Source organism: Aestuariibaculum suncheonense (genome assembly GCF_014596935.1).
GTDB classification, from domain to species: Bacteria; Bacteroidota; Bacteroidia; order Flavobacteriales; family Flavobacteriaceae; genus Aestuariibaculum; species Aestuariibaculum suncheonense.
In genome coordinates this window covers 130,277-143,465 of record NZ_JACVXC010000004.1, presented here as the reverse complement: position 1 = coordinate 143,465, position 13,189 = coordinate 130,277, and the positions used below count along the sequence as shown (strand labels likewise).

The window sequence follows — 13,189 nt, the reverse complement described above, 5'->3', positions numbered from 1 at the left end:
AACGGCTTCTTATTCTGTGTATGAGAACATTTATCTTTTTTTTATGTACTACAGTCTTTGGTTTATCTTCAGTTCATTTAGAATCTCAAAATTCTAAAATTGTTATTGAGAGAGACCAGACGGTTACAGTTGATGAAGTGTTTGATATTATTCGAGAACAGACCAAAGATTACATGTTTATTTATAAAGCAGAACTATTTAAAGACTTTCCTAAAGTTCAATTAAATAAAGGGGTAATATGGATGGATGCCCTTATAAGCAAAAGTCTTAAAGGGGGAGATTTGGATGTTATTCTTACGGCAAATAACACCATATTAATTAAAAAATCTTCAATTTTTCAAAGTATAAAAATTACAGGTCAGGTTTTAGATCAAACAGGTTTGCCCATCCCGGGAGTGACGGTTTTAATTAAAGGCACGCTAAAAGGAGTATCAACAGATTTTGATGGTAAATATTCTATTGTAGTGCCATCATCAGAGAACATTTTAGTGTTTTCTGCACTTGGTTTTAAGAAGAAGGAAGTATTGGTCGATAATCAAAACGTTATTAATATCCTTCTTGAAGAGGATATTGCTGAGCTTGATGCTGTTGAATTAGTTTCTACAGGTTATCAAACTATTTCAAAAGAGCGCAGCGCCGGTTCGTATTCAAAACCAGATATGGACGTGTTTCAAAACCGTAGTAGTAGTATGAATGTCGCCGAACGTTTAGATGGTTTAGTCCCAGGTCTTACGGTTAACAGAAGTCCTGGAGCAGAATTATTTAATCCTATTTTAGTACGCGGATTATCAACTTTACAGCTCACACAAACAAGTCCTTTAATTGTTGTAGATGGCATACCTATTGCAGATATCGCACCGCAATCAACAAGTGCAATAGCTTTATCAGGGTTACTTAACATCAATCCTCAGGATATTAAAGATATTACAGTATTGAAAGATGCTACTGCTGCTTCCATTTGGGGAGCTCGAGCAGCCAATGGCGTTATTGTAATAAATACCAAAAAGGGAAACTCAACAGGAGAAACAGAGTTTCAATACGATACGTTTGTATCAACTGAAGGTAGATCAGATTTAGATTATTTAAGAACGTTAGAGAGTAAAGATTTTATTCAGGTTGTTGAAGATATTTTCGATCCGGTAAGGAACCCATATAATTCTGTTACAGGATTTACAACCTCGGGTAACGGTATTCCTCCTCATGAACGTATTTTGTATGATGAGTACAGAGGTGTTATTAGCAGTGGAGCTGCCAGAAGGAGCTTAGATAGCCTGGCTTCTATAAACAATAGAGACCAAATTGAAAAAATTTGGTATCGCCCTTCTATTTTAACAACACATACACTTTCTGTTTCTGGTGGTGCCGATAAATATTCGTTTTATGCTTCTGGAAATTACACCGGTACACAAAGCCACACTCCAGGAGAAAAGGATAATAGATATAAATTAAATTTCAGACAGAATTTCGATGTTGGTAAGCGGGTTAATATCGATTTGATAACAGATATTACCTATCAAGATAAATTCAGCCCGAATAATATAAATATTGATAGTCGTTTCTTACCCTATCAGTTGTTTAGAGATGCAAACGGAAACAATATAGAAATGTCTTATATGACCGAACTAAACGATTCTATTAGATCGGTTATGGAAGATGCAAGTCGCATAAATCTAAGCTATACGCCGCTTAATGAAATCGATTATGCCTATACAAAAAGTAACACTAAATCTATTAGAAATATTTTAGGTTTTGATGCCGATATTGTTAAAGGCTTGAAGTTTCAGGGAAAATATGGTTATACGGTAAATATTGTCGATAATGAAAGTTACACTGATCATTTAGCTATTGGAGAGCGTACCGAGTTGGTCGAATTTACAGTAGTGCCTTCAGCTGGATCCGCACCGGTTTATTATTTGCCGTCAACGGGTGGTAAATATGCAACTCGAGGCACAGATGTTAAAGCCTGGACCATAAGAAATCAACTATCTTATATTAAAGATTGGAATAACCGTAAGCATCAGCTTAATTTAATTGCTGGTCAGGAAGCTCAGGAGCAACTTAGTATTGTTAAAACTAGTCAGGTTAGGGGTTATGACGACCGTCTTCAAACTTATGAGCAAATAGATTATGGTAATTTGGCTCGCGTAGATAATGTGGTTAAGCCTAATGCTTATAATTTTCCATTGTACGGTTTAGTTTTTAGCAGTTTAAATCAGGAGCGTTATTTTGGACGTGGAGAAACAATAAGTCGATTTACTTCATATTACGGTAATGTGGCTTATACTTATAACCAAAAATATTCGTTAAATGCGAGTGTTAGAAATGACCAGAGTAATTTATTTGGTTTAGATAAATCGGCGCAGAATAAACCTGTTTGGAGTGTTGGTGGTCGATGGGATTTAGGAAGAGAGACTTTTTTGAAAAATTCTGGATGGTTAAATATGTTGGCGCTTAGGGCAACCTATGGTATTGCAGGTAATGCTCCAAGGCCGGGATCGGCGGCATCTTTCGATATTTTAACACCAACATCAAGTTTCTTTTTTCCAGAAACCGGTTTGAGAATATCAACTCCCGGAAACCGAAAATTAAGCTGGGAACGTACAGCGACTAAAAATTTTGGTATCGATTTCAATTTTATTGGTCGTATTTCGGGGTCTATCGATTATTATCAACGTCGAACAGAAGATTTATTGGGTACCATTCCAACAAATCCTCTTACAGGTTATAGCAGTGTAACAGGGAATTTAGGAGATATTGAAAATGATGGAGTTGAAATGTCTCTTCAAACACGAAATATTGTCCTTAAAGATTTTTCTTGGACGTCAACATTAAATATAGCCTACAATAAAAATACACTTACTAAACTTAATTTAACGGAAGAAACAACCTCTGGAGATGTAAGAGTTAGAGAGCAATTTGTAGTGGGGTATCCAACTTTTGGATTGTTTGCTTACGATTATGTTGGACTTGATGAGAACGGTGATCCGCAAATTCGTTTGGCAGATGGTACAATCACTAAAGATCCAAATGTAACGACTCCAGAAGATATTAAGTTTATGGGAACAACGCAGCCTAAATGGAATGGTGGTTTCGGAAATACATTCGCATACAAAAATCTATCTTTAAACATTAATACAGTTTATAGTTTTGGACATGTCATGCGCCGTGATGTGAATAATTTCTATAGCGGAACCCGCTTGTTACCTGGTAATTTTAATTTCCTTTCAGGAAATATAAATGAAGATTTCCTAAACAGATGGCAACAATCTGGAGATGAAAATACTACAGATATTCCTAGACATGTAGTAGCTGAAGACGGCACACGTTATACAAATTATTACGTTTATGGGAATAGTAATGTTATTAGTGGTTCTTTCATAAAAATTCGAGATATAAATTTAGTATATAGACTCCCTTCAAAAATCTTTGGAAACATCAGTTGGATTAATCAGGTAACTGTTAGAGGACAAGTTTCTAACATTTTATTATGGGCTGATAATGACTACGGAATAGATCCTGAATATCATTTTTTCGACGGGAGTAGAGCACTAAAACCAGGCGAGAGAATAACCTTGGGGTTAAATGTTAAATTCTAAAAAATATATCTATGAAACTTTTACATAAAACACTCTATAAAATAACTTGTTTTTGCCTTGGAATGTTATTAATAACCTCTTGTTCTGATGATTTTCTTGAGGTTATTCCAAAAGGTAGATTAATAGCCGATAAGGTTGTAGACTATGATAAAATGTTCTACAATTTAAATTTAGTGAATATGACCTCGACTAATGCACAGGTGCCTTTGGGACCTGAATTTATAGCTTTCGAACCTCAATTTAGTAGTGCCGCTTTACGTACACAACGCCTCTATAAGTGGGAAGGCTTAGTTTATGAAGCCGAACAAAATTCGAGCGAGCTTGAAAATACAATGGAAAACCTTTATATCTATAATAAAATTATAAATGAGGTTTTACAGGCAACCGATGGTTTAGAGCAAGATAAATTAGCCTTACAAGCCGAAGCTAAAGTTGGGAGAGCTTGGGTGTACCTGTTATTAATTAACTATTATGGCTTGCCGTATAATAGCGAAACATCTGCCACCGATTTAGGTTTTCCATTAATTACTGAAGCCGATCTTGTGGCATCAAATTTTACTCGAGCAACTGTAAAGGAAGTCTACGATTTTATTATTCAAGACTTAACCTCTGCCATTCCCTATTTGCCTACTTCGGTAATAAGTCGTTTTCGATTAACAAAAGCAGCTGGTAATGCATTACTTGGAAAAACCTATATGTTTATGGGGGAATATGAAAAAGCTAAACCTTATTTAGAAGATGCTTTTACCCAAATGAGTACAATGGGGATTAACGCAGGTTTACTAGATTATAATCAAGGTTATAGAGGTCAACGGGTTGATACTGATCCTGAAAGTCTTTATGGGAAACAAATGGTAAACAACTGGGCAAATACATCAAGTGAGTTTGCTGTAAAACCGGAGGTAATGGCTTTATATGATCAAAATGACTTACGTTTAAATTTGTATTCATCAAATATTAGAGGTGGTGGTGCTTATTCAATTGAAGGTGCAAAAAGAAAAGTTACAGGCAGTGGGCAAACCGCCTGCGGTGTTCGAATTCAGGAAATTTATTTGTTTAATGCTGAAGTTAAATGTAGACTTAACGATTTAGAAGGTGCGGTTGAGGTGCTTGAAGAATTCAGACGTCACAGAATGCCTGCTCAATTTGCAGTTGTTCCAACTAATATAGCATCAGATAGAAAAGCTTTACTTCAATTTATTTTTGATGAGCGATTACGCGAATTTGCCGGTTTAGGATTTTATTGGTTCGATGTACGTCGATTAACGGTTGATGCTGACATACCTACTCCAGTGTCCAGTTATTCTCATGCTATTTATGATAACCAAGGGAATGTAATAAATAGTTATAGTCTAACAAAAGAACGATTGGTACTAAGGTTTCTGCAAACGGTATTAGACCAGAATCCTAATTTAACTGATAACGAATAATTTAATAATAATATCTGTCAGGAAAGTGTTGATTTTATAAAAGTGACACTTTTCTGATTGAAAATATAATATCATTATGAAAAAAATAGTATTTCTAATACCTTGTTTATTGCTGGTACTTATAGCTTCGGCTCAAGGAGTTTCGTTTCAGGACTTGAGTCTTGAAAGAGCTATAGAAAAAGCTAAAACAGAGAAAAAATATGTTTTTATAGATTTTTACACCAGCTGGTGTGGTCCATGTAAACTAATGGATGCACAAGTATTTCCAAAGGAAGATGTTGGTGAATACTTTAATGAAAAGTTTGTAAGCTTGAAGTTAAATGCGGAATCAGGAGAAGAAGGACCAAGGTTAGCCAATAAATACAAGATTAGAGCGTATCCTACTTTTGTCGTAATAGATGAAAAAGGTGAATTGGTGCATATGTTTGCCGGTGGAATATTAGATACCCAAAAGTTTATTGAAAAAGTAAATACAACTTTCAATAACGATAAAGCCTATGGGAGATTAGAACAACGATATAATTCTGGTGAGCGAGATAATAAAACAGTGTCGGCTTATTTGCAAGCGTTGATAGAAACCAGTACAATAAAACCAGACTCACTAGTTAATGATTTTTACAATAGCTTGAGTGGTAAAGAGAAAGTAAGTGAAGAAGCTGTTTTTGTCTTTGAAAAGTTTGCTCCTTTAGATTCTGATAAAGCTATTTTTTTTGAAGACCATAGAAATGAATTTAGAAATGAATTGGGAAAAAATAGAGTCGATTCTATCTTAGTGAGTAAATATGAGCAGTATTTTGGAATGATTGCCAAAGGGTATACAGCAAAAGCAACGGTTGAGGTTGTAAATGAAAAATTTGAACACGTGAATGGTTTAGGTATATCAAATTTGAAAACAGTACCAGCATTTAAATCGGCAGCAATATTGCAATTAACAAATATAGGAAAAGACGACGTTTTAAAAGAAATTAATAACACAATTCCGAACCTTAGTGAAAGAGAAAAAGATTTAATGCTTTATATTCTAATTCCAGGAATTAAGAAGTTTTTAACCGATGAAGAAAAGGACAGTTTATTAAAATTGGTTGACGACGAAGGAGTAAAGGGCTATATAATAAGGTCTGTTTACAGATAAAAAGAATACATCAGTATATGAAAGCGTAACTAATTAAGTTGCGCTTTTTTTTTTAAGTATATGTGAAATTAGAATTCCCCTTTCATACAATCTCTTAAGATCTTAAAAGCTTTAGCGACGTGAGCTTCAACGGTCTTAATAGTTATTTCAAAAGTGGTTGCAACTTCAGCATATTTCCGTCCCTTTATTTTATTCTCATAAAATACTTCTCTGCATCTGTCGGGTAATTCATTGATGCATTTATCAAGGTTGGTTAATTGTTGATCTCTTAAATTCTTTCCTTTTTCAGCACTTAAAATTAAAGCAGTGTAATAATAAGAGGAGAGCATATTATTATCTTTTTTGAGATGTCTATGCTTATCCATTAATGTTGTATAGGCAATTTTATACAAATAACTATTTAAAGATGTTTTAACGGATAGTTGCTTTCTTTTATTCCAAATTTTTATAAAAACATCTTGAACAACATCTTCAGCCATGGTATCATCATTGGTATAAGCCCTTAAGAAAAGAAACAGTTTAGGAAAGTATTCTGAATACAGCTTTTCAAACACCTTTTTATCTCCTTCCTTAATAGCTTTAAAGCTAATGTTTATTTCTTCATTAATATTCAAGGTTTTCGGTTGTTTGTTATAAAATGTTTTACAAAAGAAAAAAAAATATAAATTCTTATTAGGGTTTTTATTGTTTTTTACGTCCAACTAATAAATTAATGTCAATGCAAGTTAATGAAATAGATAAATTAATATTAAGATTAATGGATAATACGATTTCTCCTGAGGAATCTATGTATTTAGCCAAATGGCTCGAAGATAGTCCTAATCTGGAATACTTTAATGAATTTATCGAGCTAAATCAATTAATTCAATCAAAAAGAAAGTACGATCATAGATATTCAATTGAAGAATTTGTCTATAAGTCACAAAATTCTAAAAAGCTTGTCTTAAAAAGGGTTATGGCAGTTGCAGCTGTTTTACTGGCATTTGTTTCTTTGGTTTATGTGTTAAAAGGAAATTTAACTAATGCTAATCAAGAAGAGTTAATCCCCGTAATTGTTAATAATCAAATTATACCAGGTTCGAATCAGGCCGTTTTGACTCTAGATGACGGTACAAATATCGAACTTGGCGATGACCATACCTATGCTTCCAATATTGCTAACGGAAATAATAAATCCTTAGTTTATCACCTAGGAAAGGATAGTCAATCGTCATCAATCACCAAGTTTAATACGCTTACTATTCCCAGAGGTGGCCAGTTTAAGTTAGAATTGGCAGATGGAACTAAAGTCTGGTTGAATTCAGACTCTCAATTGAGATATCCTATTGCATTTCATGGTGATTCCAGAGGCGTAGAACTTATATATGGTGAAGCTTATTTTGATGTGTCACCTAGTACAAATCACAATGGAGCAAGTTTTAAAGTAGTAAAGGGTGATCAAGAGATAGAAGTTCTAGGTACAGAATTTAATGTGAAAGCTTATCATGAAGATCAGGATATTCAAACCACATTAGTAGAAGGGAAAGTGGCAATTAATTTTCATGGTATTGAAAAAATATTGAAGCCAAATGATCAAGCAGTAAGTCACTTGGTTAATCAGTCAATAGATGTAAGACAGGTTGATGTGAAATACGTAACATCTTGGAAAGAAGGGGTGTTTAATTTTGAAGGTGAAACATTAAAAAATATTATGCAAGTGCTATCAAGATGGTATGATATGGATGTACACTTCGAAAATAAATCATTGGAAAGCACAAGGTTTATAGGTGTTTTAAGAAGAAATCAAAGTATAGAAGAGATTATGAATGTCATAATGACTACTTCTATAAATAATTATGAAATCAATAATAAACGCCTAATTATAAAGTAATACAATAGAAATATTAGAATTGTTTAATCTTAAAATTTTACAGTATGAATTCAGTTTTATAAAAAAAAGGGACCTGTTCAACCCTGGAAAAGTTATATAACATTGGTCCCCTTAAAGCAGTCATTAATTAATAAACTAACAACAAAAACAAATTTATGGAAATTAACTTTAGCAAATCTAGGTTTCGATACAGAAACCTGGTAATGAAGATTTTTATGAGAACATTTATCTTTTTATGGTGCATTTCAATGTTTGGTTTTTCATCAAACAATGCAATATCTCAGAACTCTAAAATCAAAATAAAGAGTGATGCCACTTTAACAGTAGATCAGGTATTTAGTTTGATAAAAAATCAAACGGAGTATAACTTTATTTATGAAGTAGGATTATTTGATGAGTTTCCAAGTATTGAAGTAAAAAAGGGAACCATTAGCACTAAAAAGCTATTACAACAAACTTTAGAGTATAAACATTTAAATGTACTTGTTTCTTCTAACAATACTATAATTATTAAAAAATCAGAAGAGGGAAAAAAAGTAATTCAGAGTCAAATTACAGGAACTGTAACTGATAAAAAAGGAGTGCCTTTGCCAGGTGTAACTATTGCAATAAAGGGAACAATTAAGGGTACCGCAACAGATTTTGACGGGAAATTTGAATTATTATCCAACCCTGATAATATTTTGGTGTTTTCTTTTTTAGGGTATTTATCAAAGTCCGTTGAAGTAGGAAATCAAACAGTAATTAATGTAGTTCTAGAGGAAAATATTAATGAACTAGAAGAGGTTTTAGTAACTGGTTACCAAACCATTTCTAAAGAACGTGCAACCGGGGCATTTTCTAAGTTAAATACAGATGATTTCAAGTCTCAGCGTTTAAATGATTTAAATACCATTATTGAAGGACGTGTAGCTGGATTTCAAAATGGCGTTTTAAGAGGAACTACCACAATGAAAGGATTAACAACGCCTTTGTATGTCATTGATGGTTTTCCTATTGAAAATACACGATACACTTCTACCGGGGCTTTAATAGAAAATTTACCTGAATTAAATCTGGAAGATATACAGAGTATTACGGTATTAAAAGATGCGGCAGCGACTTCAATTTACGGAGCCCGAGCCGCTAACGGGGTTGTTGTTATCGTAACAAAGAAAGCAAAGACAGGAAAAACATCGGTTTCTTTTTCTTCTAATTTAACAGTATCTCCTTATAGATATTATGTTGATAATTTAACAGATGCAGGTGATATTGTTGATTTAGAAAGAGAATGGGCTAATGGTAACCCAAGATTACAGGCAACAGATGGAAGTGCTCAAACTTACGCGCAATCTCTTTTAACGAATGCAGTATTTACCAGTCAAGGTATGCAATCTATTTTGAATTATTATGCCGGGAATATATCAGAGAATCAATCAAATGATGAATTAAATAAATTGGGAGCATTAGGATATCAATATTATGATGATATCGAAAAATATGCTAAACGAAGTCCATTTTACCAACAGTATAATGTCTCCTTAGGTAAAGCAAGTGAAAGTAATAGTTTTAATGCCTCGATTACTTATAAGAGTAATGAATACGAAGATTTGTACTCAAATGATGAGTCTGTTGGTATTAATCTTCGAAACTCAACACAGGTGACCAATTGGTTGACGGTTGATTTAGGAACCTATACCAAATTTCAAGATGGAAATACCCAAACTTATAATACGTTAAGTCCTGGCTTTACTTATCAACCTTATAACAGACTTGTAGATGAATCAGGAAATAATTTTGTTTCAACTGCAGAATCGCGTTACAATGCTTCTACTTTAAATGCGATTAATACTTATGGTTTGTATAGTATGGATATTACGCCTATTGAAGAATTAGGTAGAAATATTAAGGAAAACAAAAATTTCACCAATCGTACTTATGCAAAGTTAGATATTAAAGTGGTAGATTGGTTAAAGTATAATGCTATGTTTCAATATGAGTATGGTGTTGATCGTGGCAGTCAATTGATGAATAAAGAGTCGTTTGCTGTTAGAAATAAAGTTAATCAAATGGCATCGGCTTCTAACGGAGTGGCAGTTTATAATATTCCTTATGGAAACATTTATAACGAAACTCAACAGTATGCTAACGCTTATAATTTCAGACAACAAATAGATATAGATAAAATTTTTGCAGATAAACATGAGCTTACTGCTATATTGGGTACAGAGGTTAGACATTCTAAATTAGAGTATAAGTCAAATACGCTTTATAACTACGATACAAAGCTTTTGTCTTTTAGCCCAGTAGATCAAAAGGCTTTATTAAATGCTTCAGGACTTATTTTAGGAGGCTTTATGTATTCCAGTGATTTTGCACAGGCAAGAGAAATAACCAATCGATTTGTGTCTGTTTATGGTAATACGTCTTATACTTATAACAGAAAGTATACTGCTACAGGAAGTTTACGTTGGGATCGTTCTAATTTATGGGGTACAGACAGTAAGTATCAAAACAAACCCACATGGTCTGTAGGAGGAAGCTGGAATATCAGTTCTGAAAACTTTTTCGATGTTACTTGGGTAGATATGTTAAAGTTAAGAGCCTCTAATGGTATAGGTGGAAATATAGCAAAGAATTCAGCACCTTATATGACGGCAAGTTATTTTCCAAGTAATACTGTTGGTGGAACTTATGGTTATGTTTCCAGCAGACCTAATCCACAGTTATCTTGGGAAAAAACAACCACAACAAATATTGGTTTAGATTTTGCACTATTCAAAAACCGATTAAACGGAGCTTTAGAATTTTATAATAAAAAAGGAGAAGATTTATTAGCAAATACCCAGGGAGTTCCAACAGAAGGCTATGGTTACTCAACATACACCATCAATAATGGGGAAATGCAAAATAGAGGACTTGAGATAACTTTGAATGGAACAGTAGTAAAAGCTGGCGATTTTAGTTGGGATGCCACAGGAATATTTGGATATAATAAAAACAAGGTTACTTATGTGAATGTTGAGGCTCCGGTTTATTTCCTGCAATTGGATTATCCAAGTGAATTTCCAAGAATAGGAACTCCGTACAACTCCATTTATGGTTATAAATGGGCTGGGTTAAGTCAAACTGGTTTGCCTCAGGTTTATGATAGCGAAGACAATGCTTTATCAAGTCAACCAAACGATTTGGAATCTATCCAAAATTTTGGATCAACAGTACCGAAGTACAGCGGCTCATTCAGCAGTACTTTTAAGTATAAAAACTTCGATTTATCAATGCTATTCATTTTTCAAGGAGGGCATAAAATCAGAAACACGCAACTTCCAATGTTAAAAAATGGATATAATGGAGCTTTAAGAAGTTATGTGTCTAATATTGGAGTTGTAAATAATAAAATAGCTAATCGTTGGATGCAACCGGGAGACGAATTAACAACCAATGTGCCTCGAGCTATTTTTGAATACGACAGCGATTTTAGTTCTGCATTATATTCTATTTATTCATTAGCAGACATAAATATTCTCGATGCAACACATTTACGATTAAGCAATGTGTCTTTAGCTTATAATTTACCTAAAGGTCTTCTTTCTAAACTAAATGTTAGTAGTGCTAGGATGAATTTTAATGTTGAAAATGCTTTTACAATAGCAAAAAGTAGAGATGCTAAATTCATGCTAAATGGATTTAATGCTCCAAATTTTGTGTTTGGTATAAATCTTAATTTTTAAAAATCGATTGTCATGAAAAAAATAATTCATAAAATTTTATTATTAAACATCTTGGTTTTGGTTTTTAGTGCCACAAGTTGTGAAGACTATTTAGATGAAGTCCCTAAAGGACAAAAAATTCCAGAAACATTAGCCGATTTTGAAGCCATGTTGCGTTATGAGTATGGTAACCACCGTGTAGATATTAATCAGGCTCTAAACTTATTAAATGATACTTGGGTTTCGAGTTTTAATTTGTCTTATTACCCATTGTATAAGGCTAATTATATGTGGGATGAGGCAGCCAATAGAATCGAGTTGAATAATAGCGATGAGACAACATACTATGCTAGTTACTCAGGTATTAATGCTTTTAATTTAATTATAGAAAATGCATTGACTGCTTCTGAGGCTACTGAAGATGAAAAAAATGAAGTTTGGGCGCAAGCAAAAGTATTACGTGCGATGACGTATTTTAATTTGCTAAACTTCTATGCTGATACTTATGATGAAACTACAGCTTCCACTAAGCTTTCTGTGCCTCTAATTACAAGTGCAGATGTAAATGCGCCTTATACACAGGTTAGCATTCAAAATATGTACGATTTTATTTTAAAAGATTTACAAGAGGCTTTACCATATTTACCACAGGAAACTGTAACTGCTTTACACCCAAGTATTGGAACGGCTTATGCTTTTTATGCCAGAGTGTATCTTCAAATGAATAACTTTAGTAAAGCATTAGAATTTGCAAACAAGGCTTTGGTTGAGAATGATCAATTATATGATTGGACGGCTTACTATGAAGCTAATAAAGCACAAATTGAAAACCCAGATTCATACATACAAACTACCTCGCCTTTAGACTTTAATTATGTTGAAAATTATTCGTTTAGACATGGTAGTATTTATTATCAGAGTGGAGAAAGTTCATTGACTGTTAAGCGTGCTGAACAATTTGAAGAAGGTGATGCTAAATTTCTTTCGAGATGGAAACTAAGAACTGTAGGAACCGACACCTATTATTCATCAACTTTAAGAGGCTACTTTAATTATGGAGGTATAACCACTGTTGAAGTTTACTTAATTAAAGCCGAATGCTTAGCTAGAAGTGGTGATGTAGAAGGCGCCCTAAATGTGGTAAATACAGTTCGCGAAAAACGAATTTTAGCATCAGAATATGCCGATGTAACAGCCGCCAACTTAACTGAAGCTATGGAAATTATTAGTCAGTTAAAACGTAATGAGTTAATTCTGTCTATTGTTCCATTCTCAGATATACGCCGTTTAAATCATGAAGGTCTTTATACTACGACTTTGTCAAAAATAGTTGATGGTCAAACATTAACATTAACTCCTGAATCTCATTTATGGACCATGCCATTTCCTCAGGGAGCAGTAGATAATCCTGGTAATGGATCATTGGAACAAAATGTAGATCGCTAATAGGTGTTATAAATAAATTAAAAACA

At 33.5% G+C, this 13,189-nt stretch carries 7 protein-coding genes; 6 read left to right on the top strand and 1 reads right to left on the bottom strand.

Translation table 11 applies throughout. From position 1 onward, the window contains the following. The first annotated feature begins 20 nt into the window (after positions 1–20). From ICJ84_RS11590 to ICJ84_RS11580, 3 genes are all read left to right on the top strand, one after another. Complete coding sequence (locus ICJ84_RS11590) at positions 21–3,596, top strand: SusC/RagA family TonB-linked outer membrane protein (protein WP_188216572.1); 3,576 nt, start codon at positions 21–23, stop codon at positions 3,594–3,596. An 11-nt stretch (positions 3,597–3,607) separates the two neighbouring features. Next, a complete protein-coding gene (locus tag ICJ84_RS11585) occupies positions 3,608–5,026 on the top strand; it encodes a RagB/SusD family nutrient uptake outer membrane protein (protein ID WP_188216571.1) in 1,419 nt (472 codons plus the stop codon). A 76-nt stretch (positions 5,027–5,102) separates the two neighbouring features. Next, on the top strand, positions 5,103–6,158 hold the full coding sequence (locus tag ICJ84_RS11580) for a thioredoxin family protein (RefSeq protein ID WP_188216570.1): 1,056 nt from the start codon (positions 5,103–5,105) through the stop codon (positions 6,156–6,158). Positions 6,159–6,226: 68 nt separating this feature from the next. Here the strand turns inward: ICJ84_RS11580 and ICJ84_RS11575 are convergent, their stop codons facing one another. Further along, positions 6,227–6,772, bottom strand: a complete 546-nt coding sequence (locus tag ICJ84_RS11575; RefSeq protein WP_194408558.1) for an RNA polymerase sigma factor — start codon at positions 6,770–6,772, stop codon at positions 6,227–6,229. A gap of 341 nt (positions 6,773–7,113) precedes the next feature. On the opposite strand from ICJ84_RS11575, the gene ICJ84_RS11570 reads away from it, so the two are divergent. The 3 genes from ICJ84_RS11570 to ICJ84_RS11560 all read left to right on the top strand — a co-directional run bounded on the left by ICJ84_RS11570 (position 7,114) and on the right by ICJ84_RS11560 (position 13,163). Then, entirely contained in the window at positions 7,114–8,028 is a 915-nt protein-coding gene (locus ICJ84_RS11570) for a FecR family protein (protein ID WP_188216569.1), read from the top strand. Positions 8,029–8,243: 215 nt separating this feature from the next. Beyond that, complete coding sequence (locus ICJ84_RS11565) at positions 8,244–11,738, top strand: SusC/RagA family TonB-linked outer membrane protein (protein ID WP_241748750.1); 3,495 nt, start codon at positions 8,244–8,246, stop codon at positions 11,736–11,738. A 12-nt stretch (positions 11,739–11,750) separates the two neighbouring features. Next, positions 11,751–13,163, top strand: coding sequence for a RagB/SusD family nutrient uptake outer membrane protein (locus ICJ84_RS11560; RefSeq protein ID WP_188216567.1), 1,413 nt, complete (start codon positions 11,751–11,753; stop codon positions 13,161–13,163). The last annotated feature ends 26 nt before the right edge of the window (positions 13,164–13,189 follow it).